At 71.3% G+C, this 22,000-nt stretch carries 21 protein-coding genes; 20 read left to right on the top strand and 1 reads right to left on the bottom strand.

Annotated elements, in window-relative coordinates; all coding sequences use genetic code 11:
- Positions 1 to 110: 110 nt before the first annotated feature.
- The 3 genes from AB3M34_RS11970 to AB3M34_RS11960 are packed head-to-tail and all read left to right on the top strand — an operon-like array spanning position 111 to position 1,170.
- Positions 111 to 467 (top strand): hypothetical protein, encoded by a 357-nt coding sequence (locus AB3M34_RS11970; protein ID WP_370614126.1) that lies wholly within the window; start codon positions 111 to 113, stop codon positions 465 to 467.
- Positions 468 to 498: 31 nt separating this feature from the next.
- On the top strand, positions 499 to 792 hold the full coding sequence (locus tag AB3M34_RS11965) for a hypothetical protein (RefSeq protein ID WP_370614124.1): 294 nt from the start codon (positions 499 to 501) through the stop codon (positions 790 to 792).
- A gap of 18 nt (positions 793 to 810) precedes the next feature.
- Positions 811 to 1,170 (top strand): hypothetical protein, encoded by a 360-nt coding sequence (locus AB3M34_RS11960; RefSeq protein WP_370614123.1) that lies wholly within the window; start codon positions 811 to 813, stop codon positions 1,168 to 1,170.
- A gap of 78 nt (positions 1,171 to 1,248) precedes the next feature.
- Here AB3M34_RS11960 and eccCa read toward each other — a convergent pair whose 3' ends face one another.
- Complete coding sequence (gene eccCa / locus AB3M34_RS11955) at positions 1,249 to 5,208, bottom strand: type VII secretion protein EccCa (RefSeq protein ID WP_370614122.1); 3,960 nt, start codon at positions 5,206 to 5,208, stop codon at positions 1,249 to 1,251.
- Here eccCa and eccD point away from each other — a divergent pair.
- The 17 genes from eccD to AB3M34_RS11870 all read left to right on the top strand — a co-directional run bounded on the left by eccD (position 5,122) and on the right by AB3M34_RS11870 (position 21,986).
- The gene (gene eccD / locus AB3M34_RS11950; RefSeq protein ID WP_370614121.1) at positions 5,122 to 6,702 is read left to right on the top strand and encodes a type VII secretion integral membrane protein EccD; all 1,581 of its coding nucleotides are present in this window, start codon (positions 5,122 to 5,124) and stop codon (positions 6,700 to 6,702) included. The two genes, eccCa and eccD, sit on opposite strands and share 87 nt — an antisense overlap.
- Positions 6,703 to 6,715: 13 nt before the next feature.
- On the top strand, positions 6,716 to 7,930 hold the full coding sequence (locus tag AB3M34_RS11945) for a MinD/ParA family ATP-binding protein (RefSeq protein ID WP_370614119.1): 1,215 nt from the start codon (positions 6,716 to 6,718) through the stop codon (positions 7,928 to 7,930).
- Positions 7,931 to 7,963: 33 nt separating this feature from the next.
- A complete protein-coding gene (locus AB3M34_RS11940) occupies positions 7,964 to 8,368 on the top strand; it encodes a hypothetical protein (protein ID WP_370614117.1) in 405 nt (134 codons plus the stop codon).
- 73 nt (positions 8,369 to 8,441) lie between these two features.
- A complete protein-coding gene (locus AB3M34_RS11935) occupies positions 8,442 to 9,104 on the top strand; it encodes an SAF domain-containing protein (RefSeq protein WP_370614115.1) in 663 nt (220 codons plus the stop codon).
- 2 nt (positions 9,105 to 9,106) lie between these two features.
- Positions 9,107 to 9,964 (top strand): hypothetical protein, encoded by an 858-nt coding sequence (locus tag AB3M34_RS11930; protein ID WP_370614114.1) that lies wholly within the window; start codon positions 9,107 to 9,109, stop codon positions 9,962 to 9,964.
- Positions 9,961 to 11,268, top strand: a complete 1,308-nt coding sequence (locus AB3M34_RS11925) for a CpaF family protein (protein ID WP_370614113.1) — start codon at positions 9,961 to 9,963, stop codon at positions 11,266 to 11,268. The genes AB3M34_RS11930 and AB3M34_RS11925 overlap by 4 nt, the downstream gene beginning before the upstream one ends.
- Positions 11,268 to 12,158, top strand: a complete 891-nt coding sequence (locus tag AB3M34_RS11920) for a type II secretion system F family protein (protein WP_370614111.1) — start codon at positions 11,268 to 11,270, stop codon at positions 12,156 to 12,158. Before AB3M34_RS11925 ends, AB3M34_RS11920 begins: the two co-directional genes overlap by 1 nt.
- The gene (locus AB3M34_RS11915) at positions 12,155 to 13,048 is read left to right on the top strand and encodes a type II secretion system F family protein (protein WP_370614110.1); all 894 of its coding nucleotides are present in this window, start codon (positions 12,155 to 12,157) and stop codon (positions 13,046 to 13,048) included. Before AB3M34_RS11920 ends, AB3M34_RS11915 begins: the two co-directional genes overlap by 4 nt.
- Positions 13,049 to 13,074: 26 nt before the next feature.
- The gene (locus AB3M34_RS11910; protein WP_370614109.1) at positions 13,075 to 13,284 is read left to right on the top strand and encodes a hypothetical protein; all 210 of its coding nucleotides are present in this window, start codon (positions 13,075 to 13,077) and stop codon (positions 13,282 to 13,284) included.
- Positions 13,281 to 13,700, top strand: a complete 420-nt coding sequence (locus AB3M34_RS11905; RefSeq protein WP_370620001.1) for a TadE family protein — start codon at positions 13,281 to 13,283, stop codon at positions 13,698 to 13,700. Before AB3M34_RS11910 ends, AB3M34_RS11905 begins: the two co-directional genes overlap by 4 nt.
- On the top strand, positions 13,697 to 14,158 hold the full coding sequence (locus AB3M34_RS11900) for a TadE family protein (protein WP_370614107.1): 462 nt from the start codon (positions 13,697 to 13,699) through the stop codon (positions 14,156 to 14,158). Before AB3M34_RS11905 ends, AB3M34_RS11900 begins: the two co-directional genes overlap by 4 nt.
- The gene (locus AB3M34_RS11895; protein WP_370614106.1) at positions 14,155 to 14,946 is read left to right on the top strand and encodes a pilus assembly protein TadG-related protein; all 792 of its coding nucleotides are present in this window, start codon (positions 14,155 to 14,157) and stop codon (positions 14,944 to 14,946) included. Before AB3M34_RS11900 ends, AB3M34_RS11895 begins: the two co-directional genes overlap by 4 nt.
- Before the next feature lie 113 nt (positions 14,947 to 15,059).
- The gene (locus AB3M34_RS11890; RefSeq protein ID WP_370614104.1) at positions 15,060 to 15,671 is read left to right on the top strand and encodes a hypothetical protein; all 612 of its coding nucleotides are present in this window, start codon (positions 15,060 to 15,062) and stop codon (positions 15,669 to 15,671) included.
- Between the two features lie 245 nt (positions 15,672 to 15,916).
- Entirely contained in the window at positions 15,917 to 16,723 is an 807-nt protein-coding gene (locus AB3M34_RS11885; RefSeq protein WP_370614102.1) for a hypothetical protein, read from the top strand.
- Positions 16,724 to 16,763: 40 nt separating this feature from the next.
- Positions 16,764 to 19,598: a LysM peptidoglycan-binding domain-containing protein gene (locus AB3M34_RS11880; RefSeq protein ID WP_370614100.1), complete on the top strand. Its 2,835-nt coding sequence runs from the start codon at positions 16,764 to 16,766 to the stop codon at positions 19,596 to 19,598.
- A gap of 59 nt (positions 19,599 to 19,657) precedes the next feature.
- Positions 19,658 to 20,287, top strand: a complete 630-nt coding sequence (locus AB3M34_RS11875; RefSeq protein ID WP_370614098.1) for a peptidylprolyl isomerase — start codon at positions 19,658 to 19,660, stop codon at positions 20,285 to 20,287.
- Between the two features lie 97 nt (positions 20,288 to 20,384).
- Positions 20,385 to 21,986: an ABC-F family ATP-binding cassette domain-containing protein gene (locus AB3M34_RS11870; protein ID WP_370614096.1), complete on the top strand. Its 1,602-nt coding sequence runs from the start codon at positions 20,385 to 20,387 to the stop codon at positions 21,984 to 21,986.
- Positions 21,987 to 22,000 lie beyond the last annotated feature (14 nt).

Genomic DNA, 22,000 nt, shown 5'->3' with positions numbered 1-22,000 from the left:
ACCAATAATGGGTACAAAGCAGACACGAATCGCCGAGGTCCTTGCGCCGATGGACCTTGTACCGCGTATCGTCGTCCTTGACTCGTCGTCTGAGGAGAGGTTTGTGCACCATGGGTGCTAGCTACTGGGGTAACGAAGAGCTCGGCTCGTTGACCAAGGCCGCCAAGAGCGGTCACGGCGCCGCAAGCGAGGACGCATCCTCGTCTGCGACCCGTCACCTGAGCCGTACGCAGGCCACCGAGGGACTCAACGTGGGCCCGACCGGCAACGCGCAGCGCACGGCGCACACGTCGCTCGCCGCCGCGAAGCAGCTCAACGCGAACAACGTCGCGACCGTCGGCACCAATGTGAACCGCGGTGAGCAGTCACAGGCGCAGACGACCGAGGAGTCGAGCTCGCTTCAGAAGGTGTCCGCTACCGACGGCGAGTCGACGGCTACGTCGCTGCGCCGCGACATCCAGGCCTGACGGCCGACTTCGTACGAAAGAGGAGCACGACGTGAAGATTCGCTACGACAAGTCCGCCAGCGAGGACATCAACGCCTCCGGCAAGGAGTTCGCGGGCGGTGCGCAGTCCGACCAGGACACCGTCGAGACGGCGGCGCGCCAGATCTCCGCGAACCTGTCCGGCGCCGGTGCCGACGAGGCCCACGCGGTTCACCGCACCGCCTACGAGCGTGCCGACGAGCTGCACCAGGCCTCGCTCAAGTCGAACCAGACCGATCAGAAGACGCAGGACATCAACGACTCCGCCATCCCGCGGATGCAGTCCTTCTTCGGCAACCGCGCCTGACGCAGCCGAGGAGAGACGATGGCTCCGTTCTACGAGATCGATGACACGACCGCGACCCACACGTCGGGTCGCCAGATCTCTGCCCTCTCGGGTGACGTCCAGACTGCCAAGAGCACGCTGGTGACGGCGCTCGAGGCCGTCACGCCCGGCTCCCGCCACGGCGTCGGTGACGTGACGACGGGCGTCGACAGCTTTCAGACCTGGGCTGTCGAGACCGCCAACGCGGTCGCCAACGGCGTCAGCAACCTGGGCACCAACACGTCCAACGGCGCGAGCACGGTGGTTCACACAACCAACGACACGACTGCTCTGCAGAACCAGCAGTCGGTCCTGAGCCGCGACGTCAACGCGGTGTCGGGGCGTGCGATCGCCGTCTGAGGCGCGCGACAGCAGACACGACGCCCCCTCCCGCCGCGGCGGGAGGGGGCGTCGTACGTCGTCGGCTGGGCCGCGCTGTCAGCCCGCGTCGTCCGGCACGAGGCCGGTCTGGACCTGGCCGACCAGTCCGTTGCGATTCACGTACAGCGCCCGCCCGGTGGGGAGCCGCGTGGGCGCCACCCCGCCGACGAGGCGGCCCTCCAGCCGGTCTCCGGAGAACATCAGCCCGGCCGTCGAGACGTCCGTGAGGCGCTGCAGCATCGGTTCGAACTGAGCCCGGGCGAGACCGTTCACGCGACGTGAGACCACCAGGTGGAACCCGAGGTCGTTGCCCTGCGGGAGGTACTCGACCAGCGGGTCGAGCGGGTTGCCCGAGGACGTGGCGACGAGGTCGTAGTCGTCGACCACGACGAGCAGCTCGAGCCCGTTCCACCACGAGCGCTCGCGCAGCTGCTCCGAGGTGACGTCCGGTCCGGGGAGCCGCTGATGCAGCGACCCGGCCAGCTCGCCGGCAACCTGGGCGGTCTGGTCGCGGTTCGTGCAGTAGGCGACGAGGTACTCGTCGGGGACGACGTCGAGGAGCGACCGACGGAAGTCCACGAGGACGATCCCGAGCTTCTCCGCCGGCATCAGCTGCGTGTAGCCGCGCAGCAGCATCTTGAGGAAGTTGGTCTTGCCGGTCTCCGGGTCGCCGTAGACGAGCAGGTGCGGGTTGGAACCGATGAGGTTCACCGAGACCGCGCGCAGGTTCCGGTCGAGGACACCCACTGGGACGCCCGGGTACGCCGGATCGACCGGCGGCAGCTCCTCGAGGTGCACCACGGGAGCGAGCGTCTGGACCTGCTCGACGGCGATGCCCTGCCAGCGCTCCGCGACGGCGGCGAAGAGCTCGCGCTGGGCCTCGAAGACGTCCTCGACCTCGCGCACGCCGTCGATGCGCGGCACCGCGGCCTGGAAGATCCGCTCACCCTCCATCGCGCCGCGCCCGGAGACGTCCTTCGGGATCTGCTCCATGACCTTGCGACCGAACTGCGAGTCGTACACGTCGTTGAGGCGCAGCTCCAGACGTCCGCCGAACGACGGCTGCATCCGCATCCGGATCTGCATGCTCTGCGTGACCGTGAGGACGACGTGCACGCCGTACGCACCACCGCGCGCCGCGATCTCGTCGACCGCGTAGTCGAGCGCGTCGTACTCCTCGCGGAACGTCGCCCACCCGTCGATGACGAGGAAGACGTCGCCAGGCGCCTCACGGGGGATCCGACCCTCCTCCCGGGCGCGTCGGTAGTCGTGCATGCTCTCGAGCCCGTAGCGGCGGAACAGCTCCTCGCGCTCGTCGAGGACGCCCATGACCTCCTGGACCGTGCGGTTGATGCGCTCGGGGTCGTTGCGCGTCGCGACAGCGGCCACGTGGGGCAGCGCCCGCAGCGCCTGCAGGGTGCCGCCGCCGTAGTCGATGCAGTAGAACGCCACCGTCCCCGGCGCGTAGCGCAGGGCGAGCGACGACACCATCGTGCGGAGCGTCGTGCTCTTGCCGGTCTGCGGCGCACCGGCGAGGACGAGGTTGCTGCCGGCGCCGGTGAAGTCCCACTCCAGCGCGTACTGAGCCTGCTTGGCGGGCTCGTCCACGAGACCCAGCACTGCCTTGACCGACGCCGGCGCGCCCGGTTCGTCGATCTGCTGGACCGCGTCGAGGGTGAGGACCGGAGGCAGCGGGTCGAGCCAGACAGGGCGTACGGCGGGTGCGCCGGCCGCGGTCATCTGCTCGCAGAGGACGTCGAGGACGGTCGGACCTCCCTTGCGCGCGGCCGCATCGGCGGCGGCGTCGTCCAGCGAGGCCTCGCGTTCGGCGGCGGCGCGATCCGCGATCCAGGCGCCGACACCGTTGACGGCCACGTACGGGACGACGGGAACGGAGGTCTTGGGGCCCTCGCTCGGCGGGACGTACGGGCTGGACACGAGCGCGGCCTTGAAGCGCTCGAACACGGTGGTGTCGACCTTGAGGTATCCCGAGCCGGGCTCCGGAGGGAGGTGGTACGCGTCGGGCACCCCGATCGCGTCGCGGCTCTCCGACTCCGAGAAGGTGCGCAGGCTGATCCGGTACGACAGGTGCGACTCGAGACCGCGGATCTTGCCCATCTCGAGCTTCTGCGTGGCCAGCAGCAGATGGACGCCGATGGAGCGGCCGATGCGCCCGATCGCGACGAACAGCTCCGCGAAGTCCGGCTTGGCGGTCAGGAGCTCGGAGAACTCGTCCACGATGACCAGGAGGTGGGGGAGCGGCTCCAGCCGCTCGCCGGCGTCGATCTTCTCCTGGTACGCGGTGACGTTGGGCAGGTTGCCCGCGGCCTTGAGGACCTCCTGGCGGCGCTGCATCTCGCCGTACAGGGCGTCCCGCATGCGGTCGACCAGCGTCAGGTCGTCCTGGAGGTTCGTGATCATCCCGGCGAGGTGGGGGATGTGCTCCATCGCGGCGAACGTCGCGCCGCCCTTGAAGTCGACGAGCATCAGGGCGAGCCGGTCAGGACCGTGTCCGACGAGGAGCGAGCTGACGAGCGTACGGAGCATCTCCGACTTGCCCGAGCCGGTGGCGCCGACGACGAGCCCGTGCGGACCCATCCCGCCGTGGGCGGACTCCTTGAGGTCCAGCAGCACCGGCGCGCCCTGCTCGGAGAGGCCGATCGGCACCCGAAGCAGGTCGCGCTGGGCCCGCGGCTGCCACGTACGACGGGTGTCGAGGCGGGCGGGGTCGCGGACGCCGAGGATCTCGGCGAGGCCCACCGACGCCTCCAGACCGCCCTCGCCGGAGTCCTCTGCGCTGAGCCGCAGGCCGGACAGCGTCCGGGCGAGAGTGTGTTCGACGCCCTCGGGGAGGAGGTCGGCACGGAACGGGTCCTGGTGGACCGAGGTCCGCAGCGACCCGTCGAGGCCGATCTCGACCCGTACGTCGAGCGGGCGGGGCTCCTGGCGGGCGGAGGGGAGGAGGGTGACCACGTGGACCCCGAGGGTCTGGAGCGGGATCGAAGGGTCCGGTGACTCGAGATGGGCGCCCGGTGACCCGTCGTGGTCGACGATCACCACCAGGTGCGGTCCGACGGCACCAGCCGTGCCCCGGCTGCGCTGGTAGCGGTCGAGCCGGTCGTCCAGCTCGGTGGTGAGCAGCTCGGTGAGGGCAGGGACGGAGGTGGCGACCCGCCGCGCCGGCACCTCGCCGTCGAGCGTGCGGCTGCTCTGCGTGTGCGGGAGCCACTTCACCCAGTCCCACGCTGCGCCGGCGCCCTCAGGGCGTACGACGGCGACCTCGAGGTCTCCGGGGCCGTGCAGCGTGACGAGCTGGGCGAGCATGGTGCGCGCGACGGCGCGGGCGGCGTCCGGGTGCCCGACCACGACGAGGTGGCCGAGCGCCCGCAGTGGAACGGTGATCGGCTGCTCCGACAGCGTCGCGTAGCGCTGCTGGAGCTCTTCGGCGGCGTTGAGGCACAACGGGTCGAACTCGTTGAGCGGACCGGTGTCGGCGTCGAGGCGCAGTCCGCTGACGAGCGGGACGGTGCCGGTGCCGAGGCGGACGGCGAGGAAGTCGCTGTGCGACGGTCGGCGCTCCCAGCGACGCGTGTCCTCGGTCGCGATCGGGACCAGCTGGTCCGGGCGCGGGAACCGCCACGCCTGCTCGCTGCGCTGCGTCGCGACGCGCTCGCGGACCGCCAGACGCATCTCCTCGAGGTAGTCGAGGTAGCGCTCGCGCGACTCCCGCATCTGCCGGCGAGCGCCGCCTCGCTGGCTCACGATCATGACGACGCCGATCGCGATCGACCCGATCAGGACGAGGAAGCCCGCCACGACGAGGATCGGCCGGTCCTTCTGCGTCAGTGCCATCGTCAGCGAGCCGGTGCCGCTCATGATCGGCATCATGAGCATCGTCATGCCGGCAGCGGGCGTCGGTGCCTGAGTGCGGTGCGGAGGCTCGTGGATGCTCAGCGGCGCGTCGTCGACCCGCGGCGGGGCCGTCCGCGGGGGCCGCTTCACCAAAGTGGTGCTCATCGCCGTCCTCATCCTCGGGGCTGCACAGTGTCGTGGCAGGCGTTGTCCCGGCAAACGATATGCTCCACGGCGTCCGGTCTGCGCGGTGGTCGGGCTACGGTTGCCGCGCAACGAGCCTCGCACGCACGGAGAGGGGTGCAGGTGCTCACCGCCTACAGCAGGGTCACAGTGGTGACCGACGAGCGACGCGTCGATCTCGCGCTCCCGAGCGCGCTGCCGCTCGCCGACGTCGTCGCCCAGGTGGTCCGCTACTGCGGACCCGGCGACGTGTCCCAGAACGGCGTCCAGCTCGCGCGGGTCGGCGGAGCCCCCCTCGGGCTCGGCCAGACGCTGGAGGAGGCCGGCGTGCTCGACGGCGACGTCCTCGAGCTCCGGCCGCGTTCGAGCAGCATCGAGCCGGCGTCGGTCGAGGACGTGCGCGATGCGGTCGAGGACGCCACCGAGTCCGCCGGCGGCGCATGGACTCCCACGACGACCCTCACCTTCTGGATCGTCACGACCGCCGTCGCGCTGGGCCTGCTGGCGCTGTGGTGCGCGGGCCTCCTGGAGTCGTTCGCGCCGGGCTGGGAGGTCCCTCCGGCGGGCACCCGGGCGGTCGCCGGCATCGCGACGGCTGCGGCCCTCGCCGGGCTGGCGCCCTGGGCGGCGCGCGCTGCCGCGTCCTGGTCGGTCCGGCCGGTGCTCGTGGTCGCGCTGGCATGGGCGTGGATCGGTGGCACCGCCCTCGGAGCGTGGGCGGAGTGGTCCTCGCAGGCGACCTCGGTCGCGGCGTTCACGCTGGTCGCCGCGACCGCCCTCGGCACGCGTGCGCTGACGCCTCGCGCCACCCCGTACGCCGCGTTCGGGGTCGTGCTGCTCGCGGTGGCCGGTGCCTTCGCGATCACGGCCGCACTCGACGTCGACGCCCTGCAGACGTTGCGCGTCGTCGTGGTCGTCGTCCTCCTCGTGGTCGGTGTCGCTCCTCGCGTCTCGCTGTCGGTCGGCGGCCTCGCCGGGGCCGACTACCGCGTCCGTCACGTCGGCACGATGTCGCGCGACGCGATCGCAGCCCGCTACCGCGAGAGCAACGGTCTCCTCGTCGGGTCGCTTGCGGCGATCGCGCTGGTCGTCGGCGTCGGAGGCGTCGTCCTCACGTTCACCGACAACCGCTGGGACCGCTGGCTCGCCCTCGTCGTGGGTCTTCTCGCGCTGTCGCGCTCGCGGGTGTTCTCGCGCGTCGCCCACATGGTCGGGCTCCGGTTCGCCGGCACGGTCGTCCTCGGCGCCCAGCTCGTGCGCGAGGTCGCCGACCTCGAGGCGACGGCGTGGCTGATCCTGATCGTCCTCGGCCTCGGCGCGCTCGCCGTGGCGCTGGCGTCCATGCCGGTCTCGTCGATCACACGCGCCCGCAACAAGCGTCTCCTGAACCTGGCCGAGCTCATCCTCGTCATCCAGGCGATCGTCCTCGCCTGCGGTGCTGTCGGCCTCTTCGACCGCCTGTCCGACATGGTGTGAGGAAGGACGTCCGATGACCGACGACCGCCGCCCACCGGGTGACGACAACCCGAACCGCCGCGACCCCGGGCGCCGCTCCGACGCCCAGGGGGCCGCGGCCGACCTCGCCAGGATGGGCATCGACCCACGCAGCCTGGGCCTCGACAGCCCGCCGGAGCCGGGGGCTGGCCGCCGTTGGGCCGCCGATCCCGAGGACGCACCGTGGGGGGCGGCGGACTCCGATCCCGGGACCGACGCGTCCCGCGGCGACAACGTCGTGGCGCTGCGGCCGGAATGGGCGGCGGCCCCCAGTCCCGCGCCCTCGCCCGCACGGCCGACCCCGCCCGCGTCGGCCACGCTCCCGGGCACCGTCCAGCGTCCGCCGTCGCTCGCTGAGCACGTCGTCGCCGGCACGGTCTCACCTGCGCCCGCCGGTCGTACGAGCGGCTCGTGGGTCCGCGGCGCCGCGCGCGGGATGGTGACGCTCGACAGTGCGTCGGCGGCCGACGCCGAGCGGACCTTGATCGGTGCCGTACGCCGCCGCCATGCCGGTCACCGGACGGTGGCGTTCCTCTCCGCCCAGGGCGGCGTCGGGACGACGACGGTCGCCAGCGGCGTCGGTGCGGTGCTCGCCGCGCTCCGCGACGACCGTACGGTGCTGGTCGACGTCCAGGCAGGGACGCCCGCGCTGAGCGCACTGCTCGGCGTCCAGGACCCGCACTCCGTACGCCGGTTGCTGGCCTCGTCGGACGCGGCGACGCCGCCGCTGACGCCCGGCGGCCTGGCGGTCGTCGACGGACCGTCGTGGGACGAGCCGCTCGGCCGCGCCGACCTCGGTGGGGTCGTCGACCGCCTGGCCGCCCAGCACGCCTTCCTGCTCCTCGACGCCGGCGACGACCCGACGGACGGCGCCTACACGACCGTGGCACGCGCGGACCGTGCGGTCGTGGTCACAGGCCCCGGTGAGATCGGCCTGCGCGGCCTCGAGGTGGCGCTGCGTCGCCTCGACCGCGTGAATCCTGCCGCGGCGCGCTCCGCCACGGTGGTCGTGGTCTGCCGGGACGACGCCGAGTCCGCCGACCAGGCGCGCCGATCGGTGGCTGCCGCGGGCGTCGCCGACGGCCAGGTGGTCGTGCTCGGCGCCGATCCGGCGCTGCGTGGCGGCCGCCCGTTCCGCGCCGACCAGGTCGGCGCACAGACGCGGCTGGCCCTGCTCCAGGTCGCCGCTCGCCTCGCCGAGACCCGATGAGCGCGGGGCACGCGAGATGGGCACGGACAGCCGATGAGTGACGTCGACCCCGGTCGTGGCGACGACCGAGGAGGGCAGCAGCGCGCGGTGCCGGCTCCGCCAGGGGCGCTCGCCAGGACGCCCAACGCCGAGAAGTACGTCCTCGAGGCCGACGCGCTGCGCCGCCGGCAGCTGCGTTCGGCGCTGCTGCACGGAACCCGCCGCACCTGGCGGGAGCACCGTTCCACCTGGCCGGCAGTGCTAGCCGGAGTGATCGTCGTCGCCGTTATCGTGGCAGGGATGGCGGTGACGAGCGCCTACCAGCGTCAGCAGGACATCCAGGACCGCCAGGAGCGCGAGCGCGAGCGCGCCATGACGCCGTCAGCGACGACGCCGTCGCCGAGCCCCGCCGCCTCACCGTCCCGTACGCCGAAGAACCCCGAGAAGTCAGGGGATTGACGGTGGTTAACCATATGACCTGTAGGTTGTCGCAGTGATGCTGACGCTCGGGCATTAGCTGGAGGATCCCACCATGTCAAAGTTGCCGACCACCGCAGAGACGCGCGCGTCTGTGCGCCTGCCGTCCACCCGCGAACGCCGTCCGGCGCTCGCGGCGCTGGCGGTGATCCTGATCGTCGGCGGTGCGCTGCTGTCGGGGTGGATCGCCATGAGCTCGGGTGACCGGGCCGACTTCCTCCAGGTCGAGGGCGAGGTCGCCCAGGGGCAGCGTCTGACCGACGGAGACCTCACGACCGTGTCGCTCCCCGAGGGGTTCGACGGCGGGGTCCCGGCCGACGACAAGGACGCCGTGGTCGGCCAGTACGCGACGGCGCGCCTGCTCGCCGGGACGGTCCTGTCGACCGAGATGGTGGCGGAGTCGACCGGCGTCGGCGAGGGCCAGGCCCAGTTCCCGATCCAGACCCCGGCGACCCGGTCGCTGAGCGAGCTGCGGGGCGGTGCGCCGGTCGGTCTGTACTTCTCGGGCGGTGACGGGCCCGAGCAGGGCATCGCCGCCACCGTCGTCCAGGTCGGCGAGGTCGACGACAGCGCCCTCGCGTCGAGCCAGGAGATCACGGTGCTCGTCAGTGTCGACGCCGGCTGCGGGCCCCGGTTGGCCAGCGCGCTCGCCGACGACTCGGTCTACCTCGCGACGGTCGGCGAGGGTGCTGACCTCGACGAGACCTGCGGCGGCTGACCATGGCGCTGATCGCCCTCGCGTCCGCCAAAGGAGCGCCAGGCGTCACCACGACCGCGCTGGTGCTCGGCGCGCTGTGGCCGCGTCCGGTCCTGGTCGCCGAGTGCGACCCGTCCGGCGCCGACATCGCCACCCGGATGCCGCGTGACGACGGCGGCTCGCTCGACCCTCAGACCGGCCTGCTGAGCCTTGCGGCAGCGGGGCGCCGGTCGCTGCACGCCGGGCTCGTCGACATGCACACCCAACGGGTCCTCGGCGGTCTCGAGGTGCTCGCGGGTCCGCAGTTCCCCGAGCAGGCAGGCGGTCTCGCGACGGCGTGGTCGCAGCTCGGCCCCGTGCTCTCGCGGATGCCGCAGCACGACGTCGTGGCCGACCTCGGGCGCATCGGGGCCCTCACCCCGCAGAACGCGCTCCTCGCGAGCGCCGACGCGGTCCTCCTGGTCGTCGACACGGCACCCAGCAGCGTCGTCCACGTACGCCACCGCCTCCGCCCGGTGACGGACACGGTCGGGGGAGCGTACGGCGCCCCCGTGCACGTCGCGGTCGTCGCTCCACCGAAGCGCACCCAGGTCGTCCGCGAGATCCGTGACGCGCTCGAGGCCACCGACGTGGAGCTCGCGGGCGTGCACCACGTCGCCTACGACGAGCGCGGTGCCCACCTGTTCCAGGGGCAGACGCACGCGCGTCCCGACAAGCTCGCGCTGATCCGCTCGGCCGGCCCGCTCGTCTCCGAGCTCGCTGCCGCGGTCGCCCACGTGTCGCCGGTGCCCGAGGGCTCGCCCTCTCCTGAGCACGGCCCTGCAGCGTCCCACGCCTCACAGCAGTCCGGTCCGGGCCTGTGGACGGAGGTTCAGCGATGATCGACCACGGACTCGTCCGTACGCTCCGCGGCCAGGTCGCCGACCGGCTCAACGAGCAGCGTCGCCGCGACCAGCTCGCGGGTCTCGCGGCGATGTCGACCGACGACGAGCGCGAGTACGCACGGTCGCTGATCGTGCAGGTCCTCGAGGACCACGCCCGCTACGAGATGGCCGAGGGCAGGACTCCGCTCCAGCCGGACGTCGAGGCCGAGCTCGCCGGTGCGATCCACTCGGCGCTGTTCGGCGTCGGCCGGCTCCAGCCCCTGCTCGACGACCCCGAGGTCGAGAACATCGACATCAACGGCTGCGACCAGGTCTTCGTGCAGTACGGCGACGGCAGCGAGGAGCGCCATCCTCCCGTCGCCGAGAACGACGAGGAGCTCGTCGAGCTCATCCAGGTCCTCGGCGCCCACTCGGGCCTGTCGAGCCGCCCGTTCGACTCTGCCAACCCGCAGCTCGACCTGCGGCTGCCCGACGGCTCGCGCCTGTCGGCCGTGATGAACGTGTGCGCGCGGCCGTCGGTCTCGATCCGCAAGGCCCGCATGCAGAAGGTCTTCCTCGACGACCTCGTCGGCAACGAGACGATGACGCCCGACGTCGCCGAGTTCCTGAAGGCCGCGGTGGCCGCCCGCAAGAACATCATGATCGCCGGCGCCACGAACTCCGGCAAGACGACGATGCTGCGGGCGCTCGCCAACGAGATCCCGCCGCACGAGCGCATCATCACCGTCGAGCGGGCCCTCGAGCTCGGCCTCGGCGAGACCGCCGACCTGCACCCGAACGTCGTCGGCTTCGAGGAACGTCTCCCGAACTCGGAGGGCCTCGGCGGCGTCACCATGGCCGAGCTCGTCCGCCGGTCGCTGCGCATGAACCCGTCGCGCGTGATCGTCGGCGAGGTCCTCGGCGACGAGATCGTCACGATGCTCAACGCGATGAGCCAGGGCAACGACGGGTCGCTGTCGACGATCCACGCGAACTCGTCCGTCGAGGTGTTCAACCGCATCGCCACGTACGCCCTCCAGGCCCGTGAGCGGCTCCCCGTCGAGGCGACCCACCTGCTCGTCGCGGGCGCTCTCGACTTCGTCGTGTTCATGCGCAAGCACAACGACGCCCACCTCGGTGGCACCCAGGCCCGTGTCGTGGAGAGCATCCGCGAGGTCGTCGGCTTCGACGCGCAGGTGCTGTCGTCCGAGGTGTTCGCTCCTGACGGCCAGGGGCGGGCGGTCGCCCACGCGCCGATCTCGTGCGCCGACGAGCTGGCCCAGCACGGCTACGACCCGGCCGTGCACGGAGGCGGCTGGTGATGGAAGAGCTGCGTGTGCCGCTGGCACTGACCGCGGGCGCCCTGGTGGGCGTCGGCGGTCTGATGCTGGTGCTCGCGCTGCGTCGTCGCCCTCCGCAGCCGACGATGCTGCGGCGCAAGTCGAGCGCGAAACGCTCCGAGCGCCAGAAGACCCTGACCATCGCCGGTGTCGTGGCGTTCGCCGTCACCCTCGTCGTCACGCGCTGGATCGTCCTCGCCGTGGTCGTGGGAGCGGTCGTCGTCCTCTGGGACCGGCTGCTCGGTGGTGGTCGGGCCGAACGTGAGGCGATCACCCGCGCTGAGGGCCTCGCCAACTGGATCGAGTCGTTGCGCGACACGATCGCCGGTGCGGTGGGCCTCGAGCAGGCGATCCCGGCGACGGCGAAGAACGCTGCGCCGTCCATCCGGCCCGCGCTCAACCTTCTCGTCGACCGACTGCGGGTGCGCGAGCCGCTGCCTGACGCGCTGATGCGCTTCGCGGACGACCTCGACGACCCGTCCGCCGACGTCGCAGTCGCGGCGCTCGTGCTCAACGCGCGCCTGCGCGGCCCCGGCCTCCGTGAGGTGCTGTCGGCGCTCGCCGAGTCCGCCCGCGCCGAGCTGGACGTACGCCGGCGCGTGGAGTCGAGCCGCCGCAGCACGCGCCGCAGCGTCCAGATCGTGGTCGGCGTGATCGTCGTCGTCGCCGGCGCTCTTGTCCTGTTCAACCCCGAGTACGTCGAGCCGTACGGCAGTTTCGTCGGTCAGCTGGTCCTCGCGGCGGTGCTGGCGATGTTCGGCGCGGCCGTGATGTGGATGCGCCGACTGTCCGGTGTCGATCAGCCCGAGCGGTTCCTCATCGCCGCTCAGCCGACCCGGGCGCGCGACGCCCGCCAGGCGGTGGGCGCATGACGCTCGCACTGCTCGCCGGCGCCGCCATCGGAGCGGGGATCCTGATCCTCGTCCGGATGAACGTCCGACCTGTCCCAGGGGTCGCGGCGACGCTCGCCCGTGTCGACGGCGCCAAGAGACGCGCACGGCCTCGGCCGTCCGACGGGTCCGGCAAGTCGGACCTGATCGACCGGTGGCGCGGAGCGGTGGGGGAGCGGTTCGAGGACGAGGTCGACGCTCGAGGCTGGTCGTTCACGCGAACCCGCGCCGACCTGGCCGTGGTCGACCGACCCTTCGCGCAGCACCTCGGCACCAAGCTGCTGCTCGCCCTCGCAGCGCTGGTGTGGTTCCCGATGGTGTTCACGCTGCTCGGCTACGACCCGCTCGGCATCCCTGCCGTCGTGTCGCTGCTGCTCGCCGCCGGTGCCTTCTTCCTCCCCGACCTCCAGCTCCATAGCGAGGCCGAGAAGCGCCGCCGCGACTTCCGTCACGTCACCGGCTCGTTCCTCGACCTGGTTGCGATGAACCTCGCCGGTGGCCGCGGTCTCCCCGAGGCCCTGATGGCCGCGTCGACCGTGGGTGACCACTGGGCGATGGTCCGGATCCGGGAGGCCATCACCAACGCGCGCCTGTCAGGACGCACCCCGTGGGAGGGCATCGCCGCGCTCGGGCAGCAGCTCGGCGTCGACGAGCTGCGCGACCTTGCGTCGACGTTGGGGCTGGCCGGTGACGAAGGCGCCCGCATCCGTGAGAGTCTTCTCGCGCGGGCTAACAGCATGCGGCGCCGCGAGCTGGCCGACATCGAGGGCGCTGCCGGTGAGAGCTCGCAGTCGATGCTGGTGGCGCAGCTGTTGATGTGCGTCGCATTCTTGGTATTCCTGGCCTATCCCGCGGTGTCGAAGCTCGGGTGACGTCGTGCAGCAAGGAGAGGAAACACATGTATTCACAGGTTCTGGCCGCCCAGATGCTGATCGGGCAGGTTCGCGCCGCGGCCGCTCGCGCACGTCGCGAGGGGCGCTCGGAGGCAGGGGCGTCGGCCGTCGAGTGGGCGATCATCTCGGCCATCGTGGTGGCGGCCGCACTCCTGATCGGAGCGGCGATCACCAACGTCGTGCAGGACAACATCAACGAGATCAACCAGGGCTGAGGGCGCTCCGCCGGCGGCGAGGCGAGCGGGGGGCGAGCGCGGTCGAGTTCGCGATCATCGCGCCAGTCCTCCTCCTGCTCGTCTTCGCGACGATCCAGGTCGGGCTCTACATGTACGCCCGCAACGTCGCCCAGACGGCCGCACGCGAGGGCGTCTCGTACCTCCGCCTGGCCGGCGACAACCCCAACGCCGACTCGTACCTCGGGCGTGCCGAGGAGCTCAGCGTCGGGTACGCCGCGAAGCTCGGGCGCCTCGACGGTGTGAACGCCGACGGCACGATCGACGAGACGACCGGCAGGGTGACGATGGTCGTGCAAGGTGAGGCGGTCCTGCCGCTCGGCGGGCGTGTCACCGTCGTGCAGTCCGCCGACGCGACGCTGGAGCAGTTCCGCGTCGATCCGCGGGGTGCACCTTGAGAGCGCGGCTGGGGGAGCGACGTGGTGAGGCGGGAGCGTCGAGCCTCGAGCTGGTGATCCTTGCGCCGTTCGTGATGATGCTGATGATGCTCATCGTCGCGTTCGCCCGGTACGCCCAGGCGGAGAACCTGGTCGACCAGGCCGCACGGGACGCGGCCCGTGCCGCGACGGCGCAGAACGACCGCACCGCCGTCGGCCAGATCGCGACGCAGACGGTCGCCTCGACGATGGACGATGCGCCCGAGAGCTGCCGAGACACCGCGAGCGCCGGCACGCCGATCCTCAACGGCAAGGCGTTCGTCGTGCCGGACCCCGACGACATCGACGAGGTCGCGTCGGTCACGGTGACCGTGTCCTGCACGCTGAGCACCGGCGACCTGAGCTTCTTCCCGTTCTGGGACATCGACGTGGAGCGTTCGTTCACGAGCCCGCTCGACCGCTACAGGGGGTACCGATGAGCCTCCGTACGCGTTGGCGCGCCCGACTCACCGCGGCGCGCGACGAGGCCGGGTCGGTGGCCCCTTTCGTCGTCATCGTCAGCGTGGGGCTGCTCCTGCTCGCCGGTCTCGTGATCGATGGTGGGCGCCAGCTCAACGCCAAGGGCATCGCGATCGCGTACGCCCAGGAGGCCGCCCGCGCCGGTGCCCAGGCCGTGAACGTCGCAGACCCGTCGCTCGACCTCGTCACCTCCGCGGCGCTCTCAGCCGCCCAGCAGTACTGCGAGCAGGCGCGGGCCAGCGACGCGACCTTGGTGCGCTGCAGCCCTGCCATCCGCGACGTCGTCATCAACGGCACGTCGCTGTATGCCGTCGAGGTCGAGACCGAGGTCTCTCGCTCGGCCATCGTCATCGGCATGATCGGCCGAGACTCCCTGACGGCGACAGGGGTCGCGCAGGCGCGCCCGGTGTCCGGCATCGACGCCCCCGACGACTCGAAGCTGAGCACCCTCGAGCCGCCGTCGGTCGCTCCGCCGGGGGGTGGCGAGGATGACGGAGGTGGGCTGCCGATCACCAAGTTCGACCCGCCTTCTCCGTCGCCGATCGAAGAGTGCGTGGAGGCCGACGAGGACGACGACAAGCCGGGCAAGCCGGACGATCCGAAGAATCCGGACGATCCGAAGAATCCGGAGGATCCGAAGAACCCCGACGATCCGAAGAACCCCGACGATCCGAAGAACCCCGACGATCCGAAGACTCCCGAGAACACTCTGCCTACCTGCCCGCCGGCCCAGGACGAGCAGCCATGAGACCTTCCAATATGCACAGGCCCAATCGATGGGGGTTTCACGGTGAGCCCAATAGCCGATATCGTGCGGATCGGTCACGCTTTTTCCAGAACGTACGCAGAAAGGTCTCGGGAGTGCAGCTGCGTTGGATCCTGACCGCGGCGGCGGCGACGCTTGCCCTCGCGGGCTGCAGCGACGGCAAGGACACGGCGAAGGCTGATCCGACGCCGTCCCCGACCACCGTGGCCACGAGCGAGACACCGTCGCCGACGCCCTCGCCGACCCCAACGACCACGGCTCCCGCCAACCCGTTCCCGGGCATCGCGATGACCTTCACCGGTGGCAACGCGAGCGACCCCCGTGTCGCTGCCATCAAAACCTTCGTCGCCGGAAGCGCTTACGCGTGGACTGCGCGCCAGACACCGGCCGAGCTGCGAGTGGCCCTCAATAAGGACCTGCAGCGCGTGATCGCCAGCGGCATCGCTAAGGCTAAGGCCAACAACTGGACCGTTTCGCCGCGACCGATCGTGCACCTCGAGTCGCTCGAAGGCTCGGGCAAGAAGGCGACCGCCCACCTTTGCCGGTGGAACCCGTCGGTGGACTGGCGACGCAAGTCCGACAATGTGAATGTCCAGAACACCGGTCGGCGCTGGCAGGATCTCAAGCTCACCCTGGTCAGCACAGGCCAAGGGTGGCAGGTTGCCTCGGCAGCGGATGACGGTACCTGCGCACGGAAGGCGCCGTGATGGCCACTCTGCGAATCCGCGCGCTGGTCGCGACGGCCCTCCTAGCCTCCCTGATGACAGCATCCGTGCCTGCGGCTGCCGACGAGTTCGGTGGAGGGGGAGGAGCTCCTGCCCCTAGTGGCACGACCGCGCCACCGTCGTCACCTCCGCAGCAGGCCCAGATCAGGGACTGCACCGTCTACGCGAGCGGCACCGGCATGGGGTCGTACTGCGCGAGTGGCGGCGGAAGCAACGAGACCCTCCGGGTGAGATTCGGCGGCGAAGAGTTCGTGCCGTGCCGGTACGAGAACCCCCCAGCATGGATCGAGGTCCCTCGGAACCCGAACCCTGACGAGGGACGGTTCCTGCAGAAGCGGTGCATCGAGAACGTCAACTGGGACACCTACGCCGGCGGCCGCCAGATGCATCTGACGATCTCGCTCGAGTGGGTCCCGAACGATGCGGACATCACACCGCCTGACAACCCGCTCATGACGTTCTTGTGGAACCGGGTGACCGGTGATGACACAGCGCTGCCCGTGCCGGTCATGCGCCCGAAGCCGTCGACCGTTCCTGTCGTGGGCTACCCGACGTTCTTCACGTTCGCCTGGGTCGATCCAGAGTCCGGCGACCCCGTGGCCGAGGGTGCCGGTGCCCCGCTCGGCGACCCGTACCGCGAGGTGACGCTGCCGGGACGCGGGCTCCGCATGGTCGCTGAGGCGACCGAGGTCGTCATCGATCCGCACCAGACCGACATGGAGCCGATCACCTGCACGCCCGACCAGCTCGTCTACGAGCCCGGCAAGTCCGTGGCCGACCAGCCGTCGGACTGCAAGATCACCTTCACCCGCTCGTCGGCGACGGCGGCCGCGTTCGCCGACGCGGATGCCCCCGCGATGCCGCAGGTCTACGTCTCCGCCTACCCCGTCACCGTCACCGTGCACTGGCGGATCACCTACGGGTTCGGCGACGCGATGCAGGAGCTCGGCAACGGCTTCGAGATGAGCGCGACGCAGCCGCTGCCGGTCCAAGAGGTCCAGGCCCCCAACGAGCCACCGATCGTGCTCTTCTGACCCCCACCCGATCCGTACGACACCCCGAAGGAGCGACGCGATGACCGCCACCCAGCGCAGCAGCCGCCTCCCTGTCACGCCCCAGGACGGCGGCCGCGGTGGTGACGTCGCCCGCGGGCTGATCGCTCTCGTCGCGACGCTCGCGCTGGTGGTCGGCGTCCCCGTCGCCCTCGCCTCGGCGTTCGGCGCGCCCTGGCCCTCGCAGGTTCCCGACGTCGGCTGGCTGACCCAGCCGTTGACGACCGACGTCCTCCTCCACGTGCTCGCAGCCGTCGTGTGGCTGGCGTGGCTCCACTTCGTGGTGTGCCTGCTCGCCGAGGCCGTCTCCGAGGTGGGCGCCCGCGGCCTCGCGCCGAGGATCCCCGGTGGAGGCATCGGCACCCAGGCCCTCGCACGCAAGCTGGTGACGACGATCGTGCTGCTGGTGGGCACCGCGTCGATCGCCGCTCCCGCCGCGAGCGCAGCCGTGCCGGCACCCGAGCACCGTCCCGTCGGGATCGAGCAGGTCGTCGGCAGCGAGCGCGCAGCCGGCTCTCAGAGCGCGGAGACGAAGCAGCGCGTCGCGAAGGCCGCCGACGCCGAGAGGCCCGCCACGAGCGAGCTGTCGCGTGCGACGAAGGCCGAGCAGCGCGGTGGCGAGCTGACGACGTACTACGACGTCAAGCCGCCGAACAACCGCAACTACGACACGCTGTGGGACATCGCCGAGCGGTACCTGGGAGACGGGTTCCGCTACAAGGAGATCTACGCGATGAACCGCAACGTCGTCCAGCCGGACGGTCGTACGCTCAGCAACCCCGACCTGATCCACCCGGGCTGGGTCATGAAGATGCCGAACGACGCCCGCGGTCCCGGCCTGAAGGTCGTCGAGGCGGCGCGCGACGACGTCGCCGCTCCCAGCTCTGCCCCGGGCTCGAGCACCGACGGCGCAGGCAAGGCGGGCGCTGCCGCGACCGACGCCGCGGCGACCGACGGAGCCGGTGGCGCGGTGGGCGGCGTGGTGGAGGCCAACAGCACCGCGACGGCGTCGCTCGGCAGCTGGGCCCCGATCTTCGGTGTCGCCGGTGGTCTGGCTCTGGCGGGCGCCCTTCTCGGCCTGCGTCGCCGCCGCGCGTCGAACCCCGGCGGCGGAGGCGACCGCCCACGCGGCTCGTCCGCCACCAGCTCGACGCAGGTCGACATCGCAGCCCGCGTCGAGGCAGGGCTGCGGAACGAGGCCGCGCCTGCGGACGCCCAGTGGGTCGCCGGCGCCGTACGCAGCCTGCACGCGAGTGCGCTGCCACCGCTGGCGCGAGCGGCGCTGTCGTCCGATGGTCTGGTCGTGTCGTTCCGCTCGGAGCCGGAGCAGGCGCTGCCGTCCGGCTGGACGAGCTCAGGCGACGCACGGACGTGGGTGCTCCCGCGAGAGACCGCTACGACCTCGCACGCACCCTCGCCCCTGCCGGCGCTCGTCTGTGCAGGCACCCGCGACGACGGGGCTGTCCTGCTGCTCGACCTGGAGTCGTACGACGGCGTCGTCTCGATCGGCGGAGATCCGGTCGTCGCGCGCGGCGTCGCGATGAGCCTCGCGGTCGAGACCGCGACCCACCCGTGGGCGGACACCCCCGTCGTCACCCTCGTGGGCTTCGCCGACGACGTCTCCGCGCTCGGCAACATCGATGCCGTCAGCGACATCGGCCGTGCGCTCGACGCGCTCGACAACGTGGCGCACGACCAGCGCGCCACCTGCCGGACGTACGGCGTGGAGTCCATCCAGGCAGCGCGCCGCATGAGCGACGAGCCCGGCCGTACGCGTCTCCAGCTCGTCGTCTGCTCCGGCGTCCCCGACCCGGCGGCTCTCGCCCGTCTGCACGCGTGGGCGGCCGACCCGATGGTCGCCGTCGCGGTCGTCGTGGTGGGCGACTGCCCGGACGGCGCTGCCCGCCTGACCGCGACGGACGACGGGCGCCTCGTCTGCGGCCCGCAGGCGATCGACGTCGTCGCGCAGGAGCTGTCCACGGAGACCTGCCGTGGCCTCGCGGCACTGTTCACGCTTCCCGCTGAGCCGGCAGCAGTCCCGATCGAGGAACTGGCCGAGGCGCTCGTCGTCGAGGAAGCCGTCCTCGCGACTGGTGACGACGAGCCCGTGGTGGTCTCCGTCGATCTCCTCGGCCCCGTGGTCGTGCGCGCACCCGGTCCGATCGACGAGGCGCGGCGTGAGCTGTTCACCGAGATCGCGGCCTACCTCGCGGTCCACCCGGACGGTGTCCACGTCAACGTCCTCACCGCCGCGATCTGGCCACGTGGGGTCGACGCCGAGACCCGTGACGCCACCCTGTCGGCGGTCGCGGAGTGGATCGGTACGTCCGCGGCCGGCGAGCCGGTGCTCAACACCGAGGCCGGGGTCTGGTCGCTGCGTCGGTCCGCCGTCGCCTGTGACTGGGACCGGTTCCGCGCCGCCCTCAACCGCGCGGTCAACAGCCGCGCGCGGGTGCCTGCGCTCCGTACGGCCATGTCGTTGGTCCGCGGCCCGGCGTTCACCGACGTCCCGCAGGGCCGTTACGCCTGGCTCGCCCACCTCGGCCTCGAGGAGGACATCGCACTCGCCGTCGAGATGACGTCGTCTGCCCTGGCGAGCGAGTGCACCGCGGTCGACGACGCCACCGGCGCCCGTGACGCACTCCTGGCGGGCCTGGCAGCGCTCCCGGCGAGCGAGACGCTGTGGTGCGCCGCGATGCGGCTCGCCGTCCGCTTCAGCGGGCGCGCCGACGCGACTGTCGTCGCCGACCAGATGTTCGCAGCCATCGCTGCATACGGGTCGCCCCTGGGCGCGACGTCCCGCACTCACGCTCTCGTCGAGGAGCTGCTCCCCGGCTACCGTCGCGGCGTCGCCTGACGGTTGCTCGAACCGTCCCGCTACGGTTCCGTCCGTCGGATCCACTGAAAGGAACTCCTGTGCGCCTGCGCATGCTCGCCCCTGTCGTCGCTCTCCTGTTCGTCGTGACCGCGTGCGGAGACGGCGGGTCTGACGGCGGGTCCGACGGCGGCTCTGACGGCGCTGCCGACGTCACCGCGCAGCAGGCGACGCTCAAGACGAGCATGGGCGACATCACGGTGGACCTCTACGCCGACGAGGCGCCGGAGACGGTCGCGAACTTCGTCGGTCTCGCGACCGGCGACAAGGAGTGGACCGACCCCGAGTCGGGAGAGAAGTCGTCGGACCCGTTGTACGACGGGACGGTCTTCCACCGGGTGATTCCCGACTTCATGATCCAGGGCGGAGACCCGCTCGGGACAGGGATGGGCGGCCCCGGCTACGAGTTCGGCGACGAGATCGATCCCGCGCTCACGTTCGACGAGCCGTACCAGCTCGCGATGGCCAACTCCGGCCCCGACACCAACGGCTCGCAGTTCTTCATCACATCCGTCCCGACGCCGCACCTGAACGGGGCCCACACGATCTTCGGCACCGTCGCCGACGACGCGAGCAAGGCAGTGGTCGACGAGATCTCGGCGGTGCCCACGGACGCGACCGACAAGCCCGTCGAGCCGGTCACCATCGAGTCCGTCGTCGTCAGCGACTGACACCCCTCCGTACACTGGACGAGGCGGCCGGGTCCCGGCCGTCCTCGGACGTCGTCACGTCCTCATCCCTCCACCCAGACCCGGGAGCCACTGCGTCATGATCAGCGTCAGCGACGTCGAGCTGCGCGTCGGCGCACGCGTCCTCATGTCGGGAGCGACCTTCCAGGTCGTCGACGGCGACAAGGTGGGGCTCGTCGGACGCAACGGTGCCGGCAAGACGACGCTGACCAAGATCCTCGCGGGCGAGGGCGAAGAGCCCGCAGGCGGGCAGATCCTGCGTCGCGGCACGATCGGCTACCTCCCGCAGGACCCGCGCAGCGGCGACCCGGAGATGCTGGCGCGCGACCGGATCCTCTCGGCCCGTGGGCTCGATGAGGTCTACCGCGCGCTCCGCCGCTCGGAGATCGAGATGGGCTCCGACGACGACGAGATCCGTGACCGCGCGATGAAGCGATACTCCCGCGCCGATGCCGAGCTCCACGCCGGAGGCGGGTACGCCGCCGCGTCCGAGGCGGCCACGATCGCCGCGAGCCTCGGGTTGCCGGACCGCGTCCTCGAGCAGCCGCTGAAGACGCTGTCGGGTGGCCAGCGCCGCCGGATCGAGCTCGCCCGGATCCTCTTCCTCGGCGCCGACACGCTGCTGCTCGACGAGCCGACCAACCACCTCGACCACGACTCGATCGTGTGGTTGCGCAACTTCCTGATGAGCTACCGCGGCGGCGTGATCGTGATCAGCCACGACGTGGCCCTGCTCGAGGACGTCGTCAACAAGGTCCTGCACCTCGACGCCAACCGCGCTGAGATCGACGTCTACAACATGGGCTGGCGCAAGTACCTGCAGCAGCGCGAGACCGACGAGCGACGTCGCAAGCGCGAGCGGGTCAACGCGGAGCGCAAGGCTTCCACGCTGATGGCCCAGGCGGACAAGATGCGCGCGAAGGCGACGAAGGCGACGGCCGCCCAGAACATGGCCCGTCGTGCCGAGAAGATGCTCGCCGGTCTCGAGGGCGAGCGCGCCTCCGACCGGGTCGCGAAGATCGACTTCCCGACCCCGGCGCCAGTGGGCAAGACGCCGCTGATGGCCGAGGGCCTCTCCAAGTCGTACGGCTCGCTGGAGATCTTCACCGACGTCGACCTCGCCATCGACCGGGGGAGCCGAGTCGTGATCCTCGGGCTCAACGGTGCCGGCAAGACGACGCTGCTGCGGATGCTCGCCGGCCTGGACCAGGCCGACACCGGCAAGATCCTCCCCGGCCACGGCCTCAAGCTGGGCTACTACGCCCAGGAGCACGAGACCCTCGACCTCGAACGCACCGTGCTGGAGAACATGCAGTCGGCGGCGCCGTCGCTCACCGACACCCAGGCGCGCAGCGTGCTCGGGGCGTTCCTCTTCAGCGGAGACGACGCTCACAAGCCGTCGCGGGTGCTCTCGGGCGGTGAGAAGACCCGGCTGGCTCTGGCGACGCTGATCGTCTCGGCGGCCAACGTGCTGCTGCTCGACGAGCCGACGAACAACCTGGACCCGGCCTCACGCGAGGAGGTGCTCGGTGCCATCCGTGCGTACGAGGGCGCGATCATCCTCGTCACCCACGACGAGGGCGCGGTGGAGGCGCTCCAGCCCGACCGCGTGCTGATCCTGCCCGACGGCATCGAGGATCTGTGGACCAAGGAGTACGAGGAGCTCATCAGCCTCGCGTGAGCGGTGGGCAGCGT

Origin of the sequence: Mumia sp. Pv4-285, from assembly GCF_041320275.1 — a bacterium.
GTDB lineage: Bacteria > Actinomycetota > Actinomycetes > Propionibacteriales > Nocardioidaceae > Mumia > Mumia qirimensis.
This window is presented reverse-complemented; position numbering and strand designations above follow the sequence as displayed.

Bases quoted from the DNA above. Each gene is read 5' to 3' on its own strand.
- AB3M34_RS11970 (WP_370614126.1), top strand. From the start codon at position 111: ATGGGTGCTAGCTACTGGGGTAACGAAGAGCTCGGCTCGTTGACCAAG.
- AB3M34_RS11960 (WP_370614123.1), top strand. From the start codon at position 811: ATGGCTCCGTTCTACGAGATCGATGACACGACCGCGACCCACACGTCG.
- eccCa (WP_370614122.1), bottom strand. From the start codon at position 5,208: ATGAGCACCACTTTGGTGAAGCGGCCCCCGCGGACGGCCCCGCCGCGG.
- AB3M34_RS11945 (WP_370614119.1), top strand. From the start codon at position 6,716: ATGACCGACGACCGCCGCCCACCGGGTGACGACAACCCGAACCGCCGC.
- AB3M34_RS11940 (WP_370614117.1), top strand. From the start codon at position 7,964: ATGAGTGACGTCGACCCCGGTCGTGGCGACGACCGAGGAGGGCAGCAG.
- AB3M34_RS11935 (WP_370614115.1), top strand. From the start codon at position 8,442: ATGTCAAAGTTGCCGACCACCGCAGAGACGCGCGCGTCTGTGCGCCTG.
- AB3M34_RS11930 (WP_370614114.1), top strand. From the start codon at position 9,107: ATGGCGCTGATCGCCCTCGCGTCCGCCAAAGGAGCGCCAGGCGTCACC.
- AB3M34_RS11925 (WP_370614113.1), top strand. From the start codon at position 9,961: ATGATCGACCACGGACTCGTCCGTACGCTCCGCGGCCAGGTCGCCGAC.
- AB3M34_RS11920 (WP_370614111.1), top strand. From the start codon at position 11,268: ATGGAAGAGCTGCGTGTGCCGCTGGCACTGACCGCGGGCGCCCTGGTG.
- AB3M34_RS11915 (WP_370614110.1), top strand. From the start codon at position 12,155: ATGACGCTCGCACTGCTCGCCGGCGCCGCCATCGGAGCGGGGATCCTG.
- AB3M34_RS11910 (WP_370614109.1), top strand. From the start codon at position 13,075: ATGTATTCACAGGTTCTGGCCGCCCAGATGCTGATCGGGCAGGTTCGC.
- AB3M34_RS11895 (WP_370614106.1), top strand. From the start codon at position 14,155: ATGAGCCTCCGTACGCGTTGGCGCGCCCGACTCACCGCGGCGCGCGAC.
- AB3M34_RS11880 (WP_370614100.1), top strand. From the start codon at position 16,764: ATGACCGCCACCCAGCGCAGCAGCCGCCTCCCTGTCACGCCCCAGGAC.
- AB3M34_RS11870 (WP_370614096.1), top strand. From the start codon at position 20,385: ATGATCAGCGTCAGCGACGTCGAGCTGCGCGTCGGCGCACGCGTCCTC.